Annotated in this window: 15 protein-coding genes; 14 read left to right on the top strand and 1 reads right to left on the bottom strand. The window is 50.9% G+C overall.

The annotated features are described in order from the left end of the window. The first annotated feature begins 3 nt into the window (after nucleotides 1–3). The 3 genes from XYCOK13_RS13205 (at nucleotide 4) to XYCOK13_RS13195 (ending at nucleotide 3,726) form a co-directional block, all read left to right on the top strand. Nucleotides 4–1,038: a bile acid:sodium symporter family protein gene (locus XYCOK13_RS13205; protein ID WP_213412632.1), complete on the top strand. Its 1,035-nt coding sequence runs from the start codon at nucleotides 4–6 to the stop codon at nucleotides 1,036–1,038. Between the two features lie 81 nt (nucleotides 1,039–1,119). After that, nucleotides 1,120–2,913 (top strand): two-component system histidine kinase PnpS, encoded by a 1,794-nt coding sequence (gene pnpS / locus XYCOK13_RS13200; RefSeq protein WP_213412631.1) that lies wholly within the window; start codon nucleotides 1,120–1,122, stop codon nucleotides 2,911–2,913. A gap of 90 nt (nucleotides 2,914–3,003) precedes the next feature. Further along, on the top strand, nucleotides 3,004–3,726 hold the full coding sequence (locus tag XYCOK13_RS13195; protein WP_213412630.1) for a response regulator transcription factor: 723 nt from the start codon (nucleotides 3,004–3,006) through the stop codon (nucleotides 3,724–3,726). A gap of 18 nt (nucleotides 3,727–3,744) precedes the next feature. Here the strand turns inward: XYCOK13_RS13195 and XYCOK13_RS13190 are convergent, their stop codons facing one another. Then, nucleotides 3,745–4,632, bottom strand: coding sequence for an AraC family transcriptional regulator (locus XYCOK13_RS13190; RefSeq protein ID WP_213412629.1), 888 nt, complete (start codon nucleotides 4,630–4,632; stop codon nucleotides 3,745–3,747). 140 nt (nucleotides 4,633–4,772) lie between these two features. Between XYCOK13_RS13190 and XYCOK13_RS13185 the strand changes: the two genes are divergently transcribed. From XYCOK13_RS13185 to XYCOK13_RS13135, 11 genes are all read left to right on the top strand, one after another. After that, nucleotides 4,773–5,858: a Gfo/Idh/MocA family protein gene (locus tag XYCOK13_RS13185; RefSeq protein ID WP_213412628.1), complete on the top strand. Its 1,086-nt coding sequence runs from the start codon at nucleotides 4,773–4,775 to the stop codon at nucleotides 5,856–5,858. 126 nt (nucleotides 5,859–5,984) lie between these two features. Further along, entirely contained in the window at nucleotides 5,985–6,533 is a 549-nt protein-coding gene (locus tag XYCOK13_RS13180; protein WP_213412627.1) for an RNA polymerase sigma factor, read from the top strand. Beyond that, nucleotides 6,514–7,449, top strand: a complete 936-nt coding sequence (locus XYCOK13_RS13175; RefSeq protein ID WP_213412626.1) for a hypothetical protein — start codon at nucleotides 6,514–6,516, stop codon at nucleotides 7,447–7,449. The genes XYCOK13_RS13180 and XYCOK13_RS13175 overlap by 20 nt, the downstream gene beginning before the upstream one ends. Nucleotides 7,450–7,587: 138 nt before the next feature. Further along, entirely contained in the window at nucleotides 7,588–8,340 is a 753-nt protein-coding gene (gene pstB, locus XYCOK13_RS13170) for a phosphate ABC transporter ATP-binding protein PstB (protein WP_213412625.1), read from the top strand. Nucleotides 8,341–9,145: 805 nt separating this feature from the next. Then, nucleotides 9,146–10,420, top strand: coding sequence for a methyl-accepting chemotaxis protein (locus XYCOK13_RS13165; protein ID WP_213412624.1), 1,275 nt, complete (start codon nucleotides 9,146–9,148; stop codon nucleotides 10,418–10,420). A gap of 118 nt (nucleotides 10,421–10,538) precedes the next feature. After that, the gene (locus XYCOK13_RS13160) at nucleotides 10,539–11,591 is read left to right on the top strand and encodes a PstS family phosphate ABC transporter substrate-binding protein (protein ID WP_213412623.1); all 1,053 of its coding nucleotides are present in this window, start codon (nucleotides 10,539–10,541) and stop codon (nucleotides 11,589–11,591) included. A 129-nt stretch (nucleotides 11,592–11,720) separates the two neighbouring features. Next, complete coding sequence (gene pstC, locus XYCOK13_RS13155) at nucleotides 11,721–12,650, top strand: phosphate ABC transporter permease subunit PstC (RefSeq protein WP_244865147.1); 930 nt, start codon at nucleotides 11,721–11,723, stop codon at nucleotides 12,648–12,650. Nucleotides 12,651–12,681: 31 nt separating this feature from the next. Further along, on the top strand, nucleotides 12,682–13,530 hold the full coding sequence (pstA, locus tag XYCOK13_RS13150; RefSeq protein ID WP_213412688.1) for a phosphate ABC transporter permease PstA: 849 nt from the start codon (nucleotides 12,682–12,684) through the stop codon (nucleotides 13,528–13,530). A gap of 18 nt (nucleotides 13,531–13,548) precedes the next feature. Then, entirely contained in the window at nucleotides 13,549–14,355 is an 807-nt protein-coding gene (gene pstB / locus XYCOK13_RS13145) for a phosphate ABC transporter ATP-binding protein PstB (protein WP_213412622.1), read from the top strand. Between the two features lie 36 nt (nucleotides 14,356–14,391). Further along, nucleotides 14,392–15,054 (top strand): phosphate signaling complex protein PhoU, encoded by a 663-nt coding sequence (phoU, locus tag XYCOK13_RS13140; RefSeq protein WP_213412687.1) that lies wholly within the window; start codon nucleotides 14,392–14,394, stop codon nucleotides 15,052–15,054. 631 nt (nucleotides 15,055–15,685) lie between these two features. Beyond that, a complete protein-coding gene (locus XYCOK13_RS13135) occupies nucleotides 15,686–17,479 on the top strand; it encodes a bifunctional diguanylate cyclase/phosphodiesterase (protein ID WP_213412621.1) in 1,794 nt (597 codons plus the stop codon). Nucleotides 17,480–17,563 lie beyond the last annotated feature (84 nt).

Raw genomic sequence — 17,563 nt, 5'->3', positions numbered from 1 at the left:
AACATGTCCGCAGCATGGGAGCGCATTACCGCAGCGGCATTGACCGTCAATGCCCGGTTTGAGTCCAGCATGATGCTTCTAACCCCGGCGGCGCTTGCCGTCGGGTTCTTTTGTACTGCGACCTTGGACGCCTATGTACCGACTGTGCCCTATCTGTTTGCTTTCATTACGTTTGTGATGGCGCTTGGCTGCGGCTTGATCGATTTGAGGCAAGCGCTTCACAGGCCCGGACTGATCGCAGCAGCGCTTGTATTGGCGCACATCGTTCTTCCCATGATTGCTTTCGGCACAGGAGCGCTCCTATTCGGGGCTCATTCCCCTTATACCCACGGCTTGGTGCTGTACACAGCTATCCCGCTGGGGGTGTCCTCCGTAATCTGGATTGGCATGACCGGCGGACAAATCCCGCTTGCGCTTGCTCTGATCGTATTGGACTCTATCTTAAGCCCCTTCATTGTGCCTGCAACGCTGAAGCTGGCGTTCGGGACAGAATTGGCATTGAACGCGCAAGGGGTATTTGTTGATCTGCTGTTGATCGTTGTGCTGCCGACACTGCTCGGCGCCACACTTCGGGACAGAAGAAGATCGGCGGCTGATTCCATCCGGCCTGTCGCCTTGCCTTTGTCCAAGCTGGCATTTCTCGCCGTATTGGCATTGAACGCAGCAGCGATTGCCCCTTATGCGTTGGAATGGAAAGCAGATTTGCCGCTTCTCTTGCCGGGCATTGTGCTGCTAATCGCGATTGGCTATGCTGTTGGGGCATGGACGGTTGGCAGGACGAAGACGATGCAGGCAGCTGAGGAAGAAGCGCCGCGCCTGACGATGGCCTATGCGATAGGCATTCGCAACATATCCTTGGGACTGGTCATTGGATTGGCTTATCTCAGTCCGCAGGCCAGCGTGCCGATTGTGCTCGCGATATTGCTGCAGCAACCGGCTGCGGCCTTGGTCAAGCGAATTACAGACACTCGAAGGCTGAATGAAAGGGCGGCTGAGAGACAAGCAAGGGCGCAAGATGATCCTGCAGATGCTCAATAGGGTACCGCGATAGCGATAGGCGTAAGCTGCGAAGCTTCCCTTTTACTCTCGTGAGTGATATAGAAAAGGAGAGGAGATTCGGTGAGGCGCTTTCGGATCAGACTGACCATGATATTAACGGTGATGATCGGCATTACTGTGCTGGGAGCAGGGATATTTGCCGCCAATGAACTGCGAGCCTCCTATATTCAATCCTTGGAGGACAGCCTCATACGGGAACTGAATTTGATTCTGATGAGCTCGTTCTGGGATGAGGGCATGGCTGCGGGCGACCCTGCTGCATATTTCACCGCATTATCCCGGCAGCTGCGTCAAGAGACCTACTCCCGTGTCACGTTCATCGACCGGGATGGCATCGTTCTGGGCGATTCGGATCACGACCCGGCCCAAATGGACAACCATCTAGCGCGCGAAGAAATTCAGGATGCGCTCAGGCAAGGGGATGCGGGCTCGACGATCCGCTACAGCAATACGGTGAAGGAGAACATGCTGTATACCGCTGTGTCAGTGCATAGAGATGGCGAACTGCAGGGATTTATCCGCATGTCGAAATCTATCCAGGAAGTGCACGCCTACGTAAAGCAGCTCTGGTCTTACTTGCTGCTTGGCCTGCTGCTTTTGTTCCTGGCCGCAACGTTGGTCAGTTATCGAATCGCCCATGGCCTGACCCGTCCGCTTGAGAAAGTGATGCAGGTAGCAGGTCAAATTTCCAATTCCAATTATCTGGCTCGTGTTCCGCTGAAGAGCAGAGATGAATTTGGCCAGCTCGGGCTGGCGATCAACACGATGGCGGACAGCTTGCAAAAGCAGATGAACCACATCAAAGAGAATGAAAGCCGGCTGGAAAGTGTCCTTGAAAATATGAACAGCGGCGTCTTTATGATTGATCGTTCGGGCAGGCTGGTCTTGATTAATCGCTTTGCCGAAGAAATTCTCGGATACGAGGCCAAGGAATTGTTGAACAAGACGTATACGGATACCCATCACCACCATGAGCTGAGCGAGCTTGTCGAGGCTTGCATCGCCGATCGTTCAGCCGTCCGGGAAGAGGTGACGTTCTACTATCCGACGGAGCGCATCCTTGATATTCATCTGGTTCCGCTATGGCATGAGGAGCAGGAATGGGGCGGACTCGTAGTCGTTATGCACGACATTACCGCGATTCGCCGTCTGGAGAAAATGCGCAGCGAGTTCGTCGCGAATGTATCGCATGAGCTGAAAACGCCGATTGCGGCAGTGAAGGGATTTGCCGAGACACTGCTGGCTGGCGCGGTGCAGGACCCGAAAACAGCGGAATCCTTCCTGCAAATTATATATGATGAAAGCGAGCGGCTGGATCGCTTGATTGTGGACATTCTGGAATTATCGAAGATTGAGTCGAAGCGAATTCCGCTGCAATTTTCTCCGCTTCATCTGAAGAGCTTTACGGAGCGGATCTTCCATGTGATGAAAGCACAGGCGAACAAGAAGCAGATCGAGCTGGAGATGGACGTCTCAGATGATATTTATCTGGAGGCGGATGAGGATCGGCTGCGGCAAATTTTCATCAACCTTTTGTCGAACGGCATCAACTACACGGGTGCGGGCGGACGAGTGAAGGTGAGCGCTGTCTGCAAGGCCGAACCGGACACGCAGCAAGAGTATGTTCACTTGTCCATAGCCGATACAGGGATTGGCATTCCGAAGAAGGATCTGCCCCGCATCTTCGAGCGGTTTTACCGTGTAGACAAGGCACGATCGCGCAGTTCCGGCGGAACCGGACTCGGACTGTCGATTGTCAAGCATCTCGTTGAGCTGCATAAGGGGCGCATTCATGTGGAAAGCGAGCAGGGGATGGGGACGACTTTTGTCATAGAGCTTCCGGTCCTGCAATAAATACATTTTAACGATGGCTTTACAAAAAATTTACACACATTTTACAAATATGTGATAGGATGAGTTTGTCCACATTAGGGGGGATCTGGCTTGTCGCACAAAATCTTGGTTGTTGAGGATGAACCGACGCTGTCGAGACTGCTTTCCTACAACTTGTCCCAGGAAGGCTATGAGGTCAACGTGGTAGAAAACGGCGCGGACGGGTTGCAGGAAGCCGTGGATGGCGATTATCAGCTCATTGTGCTCGATATTATGCTGCCCGGGATGAACGGCTTGGAGGTGCTGACCAAGCTGAGACAAAAGCAGGTTCGCACGCCTGTCATTATCCTGACAGCACGCAACGCCGAGGACGAAGTCGTCCAAGGTCTGAAGCATGGCGCAGACGATTACATGACGAAGCCTTTCGGGGTTGCCGAGCTGTTGGCGAGAGTGGCGGCGGTGCTGCGCCGCACGCAAGGAGAGTCTCAGACGGATCATCAGCCGGAGTCGGAGGAAAAAGTGATCGAGCTGGGGGAATTATCCATCTATCCGGAGAAGTATGAGGTTGTGCTCCATGGAGAGTCGATCCCGCTAAGGCCGAAGGAGTTCGAGGTGCTGCTGTATTTGGTGCAGCGGCCAGGCGTAGTGGTGACAAGGGACGATTTGATGAACATGGTGTGGGGCTTTGATTATATCGGCGGACAGCGTACGGTTGATGTGCATGTCAGTTCCCTGCGGAAAAAGCTGGAGATGAATCAGGAAACGGTGCAGATTGATTCCATACGCGGCGTAGGCTACAAGCTCGTAATCAAAAAGAGCGGCAGACCAGCTTGAAGAAAGCGGCCTGCCGTATTAAGTCGTGCCATCCTGCACGGGCTTTTGCCATGTTTTCATGTTTTTACGATATTCGTTGGGCGAGCAATGATTGAACTTGCGGAAGATCTTGTAGAAATGAGCCATGTTCGGCATGCCGATCAGCTCGCCTACATAGGATACGCTGTGATCCTGGGTCAGCAAAATGCGTTCGGCGTGCTTGATCTTGCGAAAGTTCACATAATCGGTGAAGGACATGCCCATGACACGCTTGAAATACTTCACGAAATAGTAGTAGCTCATATTAATCATGCGGCAGCTGTCCTCCACTTGGACCTTGTTTCCAATATTGCTTTCAATATAATCGAGGACCGGCTTCAGCCGTTTCATATCCGGAGTGCTCACAGTCAAGAGCACTTTTTTGTTGTCATGGCGCAGCAGCAGCAGGAAGATGCGCTGCACTTCGATCATGATCGCAATCTCGTAGCCCTCCTGCTTCTCGGTCTCTTCCTTATGAATACGCAGCGCGCTCTCCAGGATTTGCTTGCGGATGTGCGGCTGTTCCTGGACGATATAATTCAGACTGCTGAGAGGAAGAGAGGTGTCCGCGAAATGACGGATGTAAGGCATGGCGGCGAAATCGAAAAATTTGGCCGGATCGAACTGCAGGACTACATAATCAATGCCGCCGCTTGAAAGCACCCTGTCGCGATGCAGCTGATATGGCCCGATCAGGAGCAAGTCGCCGTCGTTGAGAATCGTGGTACCGTTTTCAAAATGAGCTTCGAGCGTACCGCTTAGCACGGCAATAATTTCTGTCTCTTTGTGGTAATGCCACTTCAGCATATCATGGCTGCGATGTGTGGGTCTGAGCACGCGCATGCTGAGCAGCGGGTTGTCATAATCGATTTTTTCATTTACATACATGTCTTGGGACCTCACTAGAGCAAAATAACATAAAAGCTCGCCCAGATAGTGGCTTTCTTTTTGTTCTAAGGTTCACTATACTACATGTAGTATAAAACGAACATACCCGATTTGATTTTATTCGACCAGGAGGTAGAACAATGGCTAATCAGAAGTTGAGAATAGGGATTATTGGTTGCGGCGGCATCGCCAATGGCAAGCATATGCCGAGCTTGAAGAAGCTGGATAATGTAGAGATGGTTGCGTTCTGCGATATCGTGGAGGAGCGTGCGCAGAAAGCGGCCCAAGAATATGGCACAGCAGACGCGAAGGCCTATGTCGACTATAAGGAGCTTCTGAAGGACGCTTCCATAGATGTCGTACATATTTGTACGCCGAACAATTCGCATGCGGACATCGCGATTGAGGCGCTGGAAGCAGGCAAGCATGTCAATTGCGAGAAGCCAATGGCGAAGACGGCAGCCGATGCGCGCCGCATGTATGAAGCTTCCAAGAAATCAGACAAGCTGCTGACAATCAGTTACCAGAACCGCTTCCGTCCGGACAGCCAATTCTTGAAGCAGGCTTGCCAGGATGGCGAGCTGGGCGAAATTTACTTCGCCAAGGCGCATGCGGTTCGCCGTCGCGCTGTTCCGACTTGGGGCGTGTTCCTGGATGAAGAGAAGCAGGGCGGCGGTCCGCTGATCGATATCGGCACGCATGCGCTGGATTTGACCCTGTGGATGATGGACAACTACAAGCCGAAGATGGTAGTCGGCAAGGCGTACCATAAGCTCTCCTCCCGTGAAAATGCGGCGAATGCATGGGGACCGTGGGATCCGAAGGAATTTACAGTTGAGGATTCCGCTTTCGGCATGATCATCATGGAGAATGGTGCGACGATCATGCTCGAATCCAGCTGGGCGCTGAATACGCTGGAAGTGGACGAGGCGAAATGTACGCTGTGCGGCACTGAAGGCGGAGCTGACATGAAGGACGGTCTGCGCATCAACGGCGAGAAGCATGCGCGCCTGTTCACGAACCACATCTCCACCGATACAGGCGGCGTTGCGTTCTATGATGGCGAGAAAGAAAGCGAGGCTGTAGTCGAAATGAGACAATGGGTGGACGCGATCCTGAACAACAAGCAGCCAACCGTGACGCCAGAGCAAGCGCTTGTCGTTTCGGAAATTCTGGAAGCCATTTATGAATCCGACAAAACCGGCCAGCCGGTATTCTTCAATTAATCTGTTGCTTTGACGACAGCGATGCGGGTGTTCTCCATCTTGGGGGACACCCGCTTTTTGCGATGGTTTGGGAAGCAAAGGGAACTTCTTGGCAGGTCCGCTGTCTAATAGGGTGGAGGTGAGCAGATGGAACCGGATTATCTCAAGCATGCGGAGACGCTCGGCAGCGAGGAGATGATTGAGATCATGTCGACGTACGGCAATGATGTCCTGCGCTACGCTTATGCAATCACGGGGCAGGAAGAGCTGGCAAAGGATATTGCCCAGGAAGTATTCGTGAAGGCTCACCTGCACATTCGCACGTTCAGAGGGCAGTCGTCATTCAAGACATGGCTGCTTGCGATCACGCGCAATCAGGCATTGAATGAGCTGCGTTCAGGCTATTTCCGCAAGGTGCTGCTGTTCGGTAGCGTGAGAAGCAAGGAGGAGGCACGATCTGCCGAAGCCGATTGGATCAGCGAGCAATCCGTTACTTACATTTGGGATACGATAATGGGACTCTCCCGAAAATTGCGCGAGGTGCTGGTCCTTGATTTGGAGCATGATCTCACCATTCGGGAGATGGCACAGCTGCTGCAGATCTCAGAAGGCACGGTGAAGTCCAGACTGTTCCGCGCCCGCCGGGAAGTGGAACGAAAGTTGAGGTGTTGGGAGCATGAAGAATTCGAAGCCTGACTGGTATGCTTTGGTCAAGAACCAGCCCGGTCCCGCTATTCGCTTTGACGAGGCGATGAAGGCAGCGGTGATGGATCGTATTGGGAAGCGGTCCGCAGACAAAACCTTCATCATCAAGCGGAAGTGGAAAGTGGCGGCCGTATGTTTGTTGGTCATTTTTGCCGGATTGTATGCCAGTACTGCTGGCTGGCTGCAGCAAGAGCATCGATGGCAGCAGGGAGCGGGAGAAGAAATTCCTCTTGTTTTTACATCGCTGGAAGATGCCGCGGAACTGCGGATTGCAGGAGAGCGGCAGCGCAGAGCGCTGCAGCGTGTGCCTTTGTCGACTGTCGAGATAACGGCAGAATCTGCCTTTGATGAAATCGGACGTTATGTGACATACGTGCGATTGCAAGAAGATTCTCCCCCCTATGATGGACTTATTTTAGAAGATCATTCAACAGCGGATACGGGATATGTGCTGGAATATGGGGTTGGCGGGCTGACTGAGGTCCAGCTAACGCGCAGCGAGGCGTTCGGGGAGTTCGATTACCGGTTGACCGGAAGCTGCGGTCCATCTATGGTGTGCACGCGCTGGTTCAGTCTGGAAGGCGATCAAGTCATCAGTGAATTGGCCCTGCACTCGCCCGCTTACGAGCGAGATTTGGATGGGGACGGCGTCAAGGAGATTGTGCTGGCGGGAACCCCCTATTTCCGCGAAAGGGTTTATGTGTTGAAGAAACGCAACGAGCGGATCGAATACATCGACATGAACGACGCATTGCAGGTAGAGCCGCCGTACAAACTCATCTACGATGACGCGAACCAGCTCTTCCAGGTTCGGGTTGACGGGGAGATAGTCGAGGTTTACCGCTACGCCGAGGGCGAAGACAAGCTGCTTAAGCAGGTACAATCGGACGGAATCCATGCGCCATAGACGCAGCCGATCGGGAACAGGGGCCAATTGTAAAGATTCCAACCTGTTGCATTGCCCTGCATCTATGTTAGAATAACGTAGTAGTTTTGCATGAGCGACTATTTCTGATGACGAATCCGACAAAGGGGAGCGTATACGATGAATATTGTAGAAGTCGAGGGATTGGACCTGTACTATTCCGAATTTCATGCCTTGAAGAACATTTCGATGACAATGCGTTCTCACGAGGTTACCGCATTTATCGGACCGTCGGGATGCGGGAAATCGACTTTTCTGCGAACGCTGAATCGGATGAATGATCTGATCCAAGGCGTGCGCATTACCGGAAAGGTGAAGATCAAATCGCAAGACATCTACGAATCCGGCATCAACCCCGAGTTGATTCGCAAAGAGGTAGGGATGGTGTTCCAGCAGCCCAACCCATTTCCCAAGTCCATTTACGACAATGTGGCTTATGGACCCAAGATTCACGGGATACGAAATAAAGCGGATTTGGATCTGATTGTGGAGCAAAGCCTGCGGAAAGCCGCACTTTGGGACGAGGTGAAGGATCATCTCAAGAAGAATGCATTCGGCCTATCAGGCGGTCAGCAGCAGAGGCTGTGCATTGCCCGCGCCTTGGCGGTCAATCCCGACATCCTGTTGATGGATGAGCCGACTTCGGCTTTGGATCCGATCTCCACCTTGAAGATTGAGGAGCTCATTCAGGAATTCAAGGAGAGCTACACGATCATCATCGTGACGCACAATATGCAGCAGGCGGCGCGAGTATCCGACAAAACGGCATTTTTCCTGAATGGGGAAGTAGTGGAATTCGGAGATACTACGCAGATCTTCTCCACGCCGACAGACCAACGTACAGAAGACTATATAACCGGACGATTCGGCTAGATGAATGTCGGGGTCCTCATAGATGCAATGCTTCAAAACCGTTCTGAGCGAACGGTTTTTTTTTTGTTGTGCCGCAAAGTTTTACACAAAGTTTACAAAGTCACGAAGATCAGATGATCTTGGCTTGATATGCTGGGGGAAGTTGGACCTATCAAATCTTAGCGCATCCAAGAGAAACTTGTCGAATGATGTCCAAACCAATCTGGAGGAAGGAGTGGTCATGCGACTCATTTCCTATATCCGTGCAACAAATAGAGTTGGTTGACTAGAAGGATGGTAGAGAGCTACACCAACAATGACAGATCAGATTCGGATGGAGGGTGCAGATTGATCACGACTGTATGGAAGCGAATCAATCAAGTGAATCCGCGAGCTGTTTCCACATCGGATCGGCAAGGAAGCGCTTGGGGCAATCGATTCAGCCAGATTAGCTTGCGAAATCGATTATTGATTTTATTTATTGCGTTGCTGGTTCTATCGACGCTTGCTGTGGGTGCGAGTTCCTACATGAAAGCGCAACAGACTTTGATCCATACGGTGGAGGACCGTTTGGAGCGGGAAGCGGATGTCATATCCTATGTGGTACGAAATCTGAAGTTTGTTTATGTGAGCGATGAGCAGTACTTTCTCAATCAGCTGCAGATGAGCATTTACGAGCAGAAGCGGCAGTTGGAAAGCAATGGTTTCATCCCGGCATTTTTCTCCTTGGTCAACGGAGAAGTCGTACCGTTCGATGCGAGCAAAGACAGTTCCATCCAGTTGTCCCCTGCCTTCTTGGATGAAGTGAGCAGCGGGGGGGGACAGGGTGTTCCACAGCAAACTGCAAGGAATAGATTACACGGTTGCAGTAAAGACTATGCCGGAAATAGACGGGAAATATGTGCTGCTGGTGGAAACCAGTTCATACCTGGGTCCCATCTATCAGATGGCCCAATTTATGCTGTTTATTATAATGGGCTGCATAGCGGTATCGATATTGCTCATTCTATGGTTCGTTCGCAGTCTGACCAGGCCATTAACGCAATTAAAGCGGATCATGGAAGGCGTCAGAAACGGCAATATGCAGCAGCCGATCTCGATTCGCACCAAGGTGCCCGAGATTGTGTCCTTGCAATCAAGCTTTGCCACAATGCTTGATCAGATGCGAACGGTCATTGGGGAACTGAAAGATACTACGAACGATCTGAATGCTGCAGGAGGCAAACTGAGCGAGACGTCAGAAGAAGCCTTGTCCTACAGTCAGCAATTGATTGAATCGATCCATGTGGTGAAGGATGGCGCCGCCCAAACGGCGGAAGGCTCGGAGACGAGCTTGGCCCGCTTTCACGAAATGAAGGAAAAAATCGAATCCATCATGCAAAGCATGAGCGAGGTATTCGTCCGATCCGTGCAGATGGACGATTCCGCCAAGCAAGGGGAAGAGAGCGTGGCCAGCTTGATGGATACCATACGCAAATATGAAACGGAATTTACGCATATGATGAATACGGTGGAAGAGGTCAAGAAGCATTCGTCGTCTATATCGGGACAAGTTGGGCTCATTCAAGAGGTCGCCAGTCGTACCAAGCTGCTTGCGTTAAACGCTTCTATTGAAGCCGCGAGGGCGGGCGAAGCGGGAAAAGGCTTTTCTGTTGTCGCGACAGAAATCCGAAATCTTGCCGATCAATCCTCCGTTGCGGCAGAAGTCATTACGAAATCGATACGGAACATGGAGCAGGTTGCCTCGGAAGCGATGGAGGAATTTCACCGCATGATAGGAAAGATCGAAGTGCATCTTAAAGATGCCGATCAATCCAAAGGTGCATGGGACAATCTCTTGGATCATATTGATACGGTGAGCTTGCGCTTGAAGGCGATGCAGGGCGAGCTGCAAGGACTTCAGCAATCCGTTCCATTATTGCAGGAGGTCATGATGAATTTCGCCTCCGTCTCGCAGGAGACGTCTGCCAGCGCGGAACAGATATTGTCGTTAAGCTATGATCAGATGGCACAGATGGAAAGCACCCATGTAACGGGCCAAGAGTTGACGAAATTGGCGCATTCGCTCAGCGCAAAGACGAAGCGATTTCAACTAAACTGAAGCGTCCAATGAAATTTTACATTCCGTTAACATTCTATTGATAGAGACATAACACTGGCACAGTATGATGAGAAACGTTGAGAGAAACATATAAAAAACGAGGAGGAAGTTGTGCGTTATGAAAAAGCTTGTGAAATCTACTGGGGTCGTCTTTTTGGTTGCTGTACTTATGGCAGTCGTCGTGGCTTGCGGCGGCGGAAATAACAGCGGCGGCAATGCAGGCACTAACGAAGGAGCGCAAAACAACACGCCAAGCACTGGCAATAACTCTGCTGCAAATTCAGAAGAGCCTGTCGAAGAAAATCTTTCCGGCGCAGTTATCATTGACGGTTCCGGTACTGTGTATCCGCTCATGGCTCGCATTGCAGAAGAATACATGTCTACGAAACAGTCTGGCGTAAGCGTACAGGTAGGACGTGCCGGTTCCTCCGCAGGCTTCAAGAAGTTTATCCCGGGAGAGCTTGACTTCGCAGATGCATCCCGTCCGATTAAAGACGAAGAAATTGAGCAGCTTGCAGAAAACGGTCTGACAATGGATGACGTCATTGAGATCAAACTGGCTTATGATGGATTGACGATGGTTATCAACAAAGAGAACGACTGGGCTACGGAAATGACGAAAGACGAAATCGTGAACATGTACCTGTCCGGTCATTATGCTGCAGATGATGTTGTCAAGTGGTCTGATATTCGTCCTGAATGGCCGGAAGAAGAAATTAAATTCTACGGTCCGAACGAAAATCACGGCACATACGAGTTCTTCTACGAAGTTATTTTGGAAAAGCAAGACTTGGTTGCTACAGCTAACCTGCAGCAGGAATATTCCACGCTGGTAGATCTGGTTTCGAAGGATAAGAATGCGATTGCTTTCTTCGGATTTGGCTACTATGTAAGCAATACGGACAAGTTGACAGCAGTGAAGGTTGACTTTGGCAATGGTCCGGTTGAGCCGTCGCTCGAAACAATTGGCGAGGATCTGGCATACGCTGAATTCACTCGTCCGGTATTCACTTACCTGAATGGACAATATGCAAAAGAAAAGCCGCAAGTTCTTGACTATGCTTACTATGTGCTGGAAGCCGCACCTCAATTCGCAGGCGAAACAGGCTTCGCACCGATGCCGGACGCCATTCTGGCAGAATATAAATCACAACTGGATGCATTGAAATAAGATTGGTCGTTCAAGCATACCTTATGTAGATCAAGGTGTGATGGTGAAAAGATGAGAGCAGGCCATGCTTTCATCTTTTTGCCCGTTAAAATGAAGTGACTCTCAAAAAAGAAGGCGGTCATTCCTTTGGTGAACAATAACTTGGGTGTTAAGGAACAGATCCAGCAAAATTTGCAGAAGCGAAATAAGCGACTGATGGAAAAAGCGGTACCTGCACTGCTCTTTACAGCAGCGTTCATTTCTGTGCTAACAACAATAGGCATAGTCTTAACGTTGGTTTTTGACACCATGCAGTTTTTCAGGCATGTGCCCTTTTGGGAATTTTTCACCAGCACGAAATTGTCTCCGCTGAGCAGGGAACCCTCTTTTGGTATTTTGCCATTGATTAACGGAACGATTATCTCTTCCTTGATCGCCATGTGTGTAGCCATTCCTATTGGCTTGACATCAGCTATTTACTTGAGCGAGTACGCATCGGAGCGGGTTCGGAAGTTGGTTAAGCCGATGATGGAAGTGCTCGCAGGCATTCCGACGATTGTTTACGGTTTTTTTGCCTATTCCTTTGTTACGCCACTGCTGGCTTACATTATTCCTGATCTGGGAGCAAAGAACGTGCTTAGCCCGGGGATTGTCATGGGAATTATGATCATTCCTCTGGTTGCTTCCTTGTCGGAGGATGCCATGAGCTCGGTGCCGAATTCGATGCGCGAAGGCGCGCTCGCATTAGGAGCCACCAGACTGGAAGTCACGATGAAGGTCATTATTCCAGCAGCGATATCCGGCATAATCGCGTCGTTCGTGTTAGCCGTATCCAGAGCAATTGGTGAAACGATGATTGTGACGATAGCAAGTGGCAGTTCGAAGAACTTCACTTTTGACATAACGGAATCCATGCAGACGATGACTGCTTATATTGTCGAATTTACGAGCGGCGATGCAGGAAGCGGCACCGTGGGCTATTATAGCTTGTATGCCGTAGGATTTACGCTGTTCGTCTTTACGCTTGTCATGAATTTGATCGCGCAATACATCTCTCGCAAGTTTAGGGAGGCATATTAAGTTGAAACAAAACACAGAGCAAGTGAGCAGAATGAAAAATCGGTTGCTCCTGAATCAAGTCATGAAGTATACCTTTTTCTTATTGACACTCGTGGCATTGGGAGTCCTGGCTGTACTGATTGTCCAGGTTTTTACCCAGGGTATCGGGTGGTTGAATTGGAGCTTCTTGACCAGCAAGCTGTCACTTAACCCCGAGAGAGCAGGGATTCTGGGTGTTATCGTCGGGACGGTCATGCTGATGATTGTTGTTGGGCCTGTGACCATGGTACTGGGGATTTGTACCGCCATATATTTGGAGGAATATGCCAAGAAGAGCAGGTTTCAATCCTTCATCCAAACCAATATTTCGAATTTGGCCGGTGTTCCTTCTGTCATCTTTGGTCTATTGGGATTGACCGTATTTTCACGCATGTTCGGTTTGGGATCAAGCATATTGGCCGGTGGATTGACGATGTCCTTGCTCGTCCTTCCCATCGTCGTGGTCGCCAGTCAGGAAGCGATTCGGTCCGTTCCGCAATTTTTGCGGGAAGCCTCCTATGGCATGGGCGCAACGAAATGGCAGACCATTCGCAGAATCGTCCTGCCTGCAGCCTTGCCGGGCATCTTGACAGGTATGATCTTGTCCTTGTCCCGCGCAATCGGAGAAACCGCACCGCTTGTTGTTCTCGGCATTCCTGTACTGATTATGCCGATTCCAAGCAGCATTATGGATGACTTTACAGCTTTGCCTATCCAGATTTATTACTGGACGCTCGATGCTGTTTTGACGCCGGAATACGCCAACTTAGCAGCTGCAACCATTATCGTCCTCTTGATTGTTTTGTTCGTGATGAACTCTGCAGCTATCTTCATTCGCAACAAGTTTCAGAAGAGATATTAAAAAGGAAGGGTTGCCCGTATGATACGAATTAGCGAAAAAGAGGGCACTGCGGTGGTTGCAGACGCCAAAAGAGAAATCGTGATTGATACGAAAGCATTGAATTTGTGGTACGGCCAGGATCAAGCGCTGAAAAACATCTCCCTGCAGATGAGCGAAAAACAGGTCACCGCCATCATTGGTCCGTCCGGCTGCGGAAAGTCCACTTATATCAAGACATTGAACCGGATGGTGGAGATGAATCCGCTTGTCCGCATCAACGGGCAAATTTTGTTCAAGCAGCGGGATATCTTTCACAGAAATTACAGTGTGGAGGAATTGAGGACGCAAGTGGGGATGGTCTTTCAGAAGCCGAATCCGTTCCCGAAGAGCATATATGAAAATGTGGCCTATGGACCCAGAATTCATGGCATACGCAAAAAGAAGCTGCTCGACGAAATCGTGGAGAGAAGCTTGAAGAACGCAGCCTTGTGGGACGAAGTGAAGGATCGGCTGAACGAGAATGCCTACGGCTTGTCCGGCGGTCAGCAACAGCGGCTTTGCATTGCGCGGACGCTGTCGATTGAACCGGAAGTGATCCTGATGGATGAGCCGACCTCGGCGCTTGACCCGATTTCAACCTTGAAGATCGAGGAGCTCGTGCAGGAGCTGAAGAAGGACTACACGATTGTCATCGTCACGCACAATATGCAGCAGGCCGCAAGGGTGTCTGACCAGACGGCGTTTTTCCTCAATGGAGAAGTGGTGGAATTCAACGATACCGTCACCTTGTTCTCCAATCCGAACGATCAGCGCACGGAAGATTATATTACGGGCCGATTCGGCTAATAGGTTTTTCTAGAAAGGGGAGGAAAGCGAGTGCCAATGAATACGAACCGCCAACAATTTGATGAACAGCTGAACACGCTGCGCAGTGCGCTAGTAGAAATGGGGCGCATGGTAGAGGAGGCGATTCTGAATTCCGTCAAGTCACTGAAGGAGACCGATCTTGAGCTGGCGCAGCAAATCGTAAATCAGGATGTGGCCATTAATGAAATCGAGGAGAAAATCGATGAAATCGGCACGACGCTGATCGCTACCCAACAGCCGGTAGCCAAGGATTTGCGGCGCATCCTGGTCGCCTTCAAGATATCGAGCGATCTGGAGCGAATGGGCGATCTGGCCGTAGATATTGCGAAGGTCGTTATGCGGATCGGCAACGAAGAGCTGGTAAAGCCGCTCGTGGACATACCGCGCATGGCGGAGATTGTACAGCTCATGATTTCCGAATCGATTCAGTCCTACATGGAAGAGAATGTGGATCTCGCTTACAAGATGGCGAAGATGGATGATGAGGTCGACAATCTGTACAGCCAAATTTTGCGGGAGCTGTTCGTCTTCATGGTGGACAATCCCAAAACAGTTAACCAGTCGCTGCAGCTCTGCTTCGTCAGCCGCTATCTGGAACGTATGGCCGATCATGCAACCAATATCGGCGAGAGCGTAGTCTATCTGGTACGCGGCCATCGTCCTGATCTGAATCAATAACCTATAGACACTATTAGGCTTTAGTGTGAATGCTCTGCTCGAATGGGTCCTCTTTGCCCCATCAGCATGCCGGATTGGTGTGTTGCGCTGGTGGTTGTGCTCTGGGACGGATTTCGTTAGACAGGCATCTTGCATCGAATACTGGCCTAATAGTGTCTTTTTTTATTGCACTGGAAAAGAAACGGACCGGCCCAATCCGTGCTCCTTGAGTTGACGTCAACTTGCCGTGATTGCGAAATAACGGGAATGAACGGGCTTATTTCATCCCAACTGCAAACGTATGCGGAATTAACGGAACTTGCTGGACTTATTGATGCCCTTTTCACTGAACGGAAGGTGAAGGAGCCGGAATAAGCCCGCGGAGTACCGTTATGCATTGCCGGGCGCGCTATTCGTTGCAATAAGTCCGTTATATGCCTCTAATAGGGAGTGCTGATTTACCTCTCTGTGCTTTTGAAACCTTGGTGGGGGATTCTGGACAAAATTTCGACGGATTTCGCTATTTTTACACAAATTTAATAGAAAGCTGTATATCCGTTGACAAAGACTTGCTATGCTGTTTGCACAAGAGCGGCTGAATAGGCTGATGGGAGCAGCAATGCTAAGGACGGTCCGAAGGAGAGGGGTTCGTATGAATAGCATCCCGGGCAATGTCGAGGGAAATGAGGAGCTTGCAGCCTTTTATACGATTTTACATACCGCGTCCATTTGGTCGGTTTATCAACCGATCGTGTCCTTGAAGGATGGGACGGTTTTCGGGTACGAAGCGCTGACGAGAGGACCGGAGCAGTCCGGCTTCCGTTCCCCGCTCAAGCTGTTTCGGATGGCTGAGCAGGAAGGCAAGCTGTACGAACTGGACAAGCTCGCCAGAGAGAAGGCGATTCGCGGTTGCCGCAATTTGTCTGCGGATCAGAAAATCTTTATTAACATACCGGCCTCCGTCATTCTGGAGCCGGATTTTACGCCAGGCCAAACGATGCGCCTGCTGCGTGAATGCGGGTTGAATCCGACGAATGTGGTGCTGGAAATTACCGAGCGCACCTCTGTAGAGAATTTCGAAATGGCCAAGCGCGTGCTGGAGCATTACCGCAAGCAAGGATACCAGATCGCGATCGATGACGCCGGAGCCGGCTATTCTTCACTGGAGGCCATCGCCGAGCTGCAGCCGGACTATATCAAGATCGATCGATCGCTGACCGAACAGATTCATACAAGCCGTGTGAAGGAATATATTGTAGAGACGTTCGTGACGTTCGCGACAAAGATGAATATCAGCTTGATTGCGGAAGGGATCGAGCGGCTGGAGGATCTGGACAAGCTTATGCGAATGGGTGTCCATTATGTGCAGGGCTACTTGCTCGGAAGACCGGACAAGGCTTTGCTTGTGCCAGACGCAGATATTCATCAGTTCATTCAGAAGCTGTCCGACAGTATGGCGCGCTCGCCGTACCAGAAGAACATTGGCGACCTGGCCGCCCATACCGGCTGCTTCAAGATGGGAACCCCAATCTCGGAGGTTTCTCTCTATCTCCGTCATCATGAAGCGGAGCAAGGGATAGTCGTCGTCGATTCCTCCAACAAGCCGGTCGGACTGATGATGCGGGAGAAGCTGTTCCAAGAGTTGTCCGGACAATACGGCATCGCCTTGTTCTGGAGCAAGCCGGTTGAACAGCTTATGGATAACCGTCCGTTGATCCTCGACGAGCATACGAGTCTCGAACGTGCCTCCAAGCTGGCGATGGCTCGAGAGATGAGACGCCTGTACGATCTGGTCATCATTACGAGGGAAGGCAAATTGCAGGGAACGGCCTCGGTCCGCTCCATACTGGAGCACATTACGCATATGCAGATGGAAGCGGCACGCGTGTCCAATCCGCTTACCGGCCTGCCCGGGAACAGAGAAATCCAGCGCGAAATCCGGACCAAGTGGTCCTCCTCCTTACCATTTGCCGTGATTTATGCGGATTTGGACCATTTCAAGTGGTACAACGATCATTTCGGGTTCCAGCAAGGGGATGAAGTGATTCAATATACGGCCTCTGTGCTTAGGCAGACGCTTCAGCAATATGGAACGAGAGAAGACTTCATCGGCCATATCGGCGGGGACGATTTTATCGCGCTCACCTGCGTGAGTGAGCCGGAGCAGCTTTGCAAAGAGATTGTGGCCCGGTTCGAGTCGGGGATCGACAGATTTTATCATGGCAAGGAAATTCGCTATGTGCTGGATCGGGAAGGGAGAGCGGTGGAGCAGAACGGTGTCACCCTTTCGATTTCGCTGATCATCTGCACGGAGCGGGAAGGGTTTATGCCGGAGGCGCTTGCCCGAACAGCGGCAGAGTTGAAGAGCAAGGCGAAGGCGCTGAAGGGCAATGCCGTCTGCGTAGAGCGTCTGGACCGGCTGCTGCATGCCAAGGGCCAGCGGTGAGGCAAGTCATACAAGGAAATGCGAAGGATGCTTCTGCTGCTGGCAGGGGCATTTTTTATTGCGGTATGCTATGATTAGAGGAAA

Source organism: Xylanibacillus composti (genome assembly GCF_018403685.1).
In the GTDB taxonomy this organism is placed as follows: Bacteria; Bacillota; Bacilli; order Paenibacillales; family K13; genus Xylanibacillus; species Xylanibacillus composti.
Note: the sequence above shows the minus strand (reverse complement) of the source record. Positions and strands in the feature narration are given on the sequence as shown.

Coding starts and splice junctions, on each gene's coding strand:
- pstB (WP_213412622.1), top strand. CDS start 13,549: ATGATACGAATTAGCGAAAAAGAGGGCACTGCGGTGGTTGCAGACGCC.
- XYCOK13_RS13135 (WP_213412621.1), top strand. CDS start 15,686: ATGAATAGCATCCCGGGCAATGTCGAGGGAAATGAGGAGCTTGCAGCC.
- pstA (WP_213412688.1), top strand. CDS start 12,682: ATGAAAAATCGGTTGCTCCTGAATCAAGTCATGAAGTATACCTTTTTC.
- pstB (WP_213412625.1), top strand. CDS start 7,588: ATGAATATTGTAGAAGTCGAGGGATTGGACCTGTACTATTCCGAATTT.
- XYCOK13_RS13180 (WP_213412627.1), top strand. CDS start 5,985: ATGGAACCGGATTATCTCAAGCATGCGGAGACGCTCGGCAGCGAGGAG.
- XYCOK13_RS13185 (WP_213412628.1), top strand. CDS start 4,773: ATGGCTAATCAGAAGTTGAGAATAGGGATTATTGGTTGCGGCGGCATC.
- XYCOK13_RS13160 (WP_213412623.1), top strand. CDS start 10,539: ATGAAAAAGCTTGTGAAATCTACTGGGGTCGTCTTTTTGGTTGCTGTA.
- XYCOK13_RS13205 (WP_213412632.1), top strand. CDS start 4: ATGTCCGCAGCATGGGAGCGCATTACCGCAGCGGCATTGACCGTCAAT.
- phoU (WP_213412687.1), top strand. CDS start 14,392: ATGAATACGAACCGCCAACAATTTGATGAACAGCTGAACACGCTGCGC.
- XYCOK13_RS13175 (WP_213412626.1), top strand. CDS start 6,514: ATGAAGAATTCGAAGCCTGACTGGTATGCTTTGGTCAAGAACCAGCCC.
- XYCOK13_RS13190 (WP_213412629.1), bottom strand. CDS start 4,632: ATGTATGTAAATGAAAAAATCGATTATGACAACCCGCTGCTCAGCATG.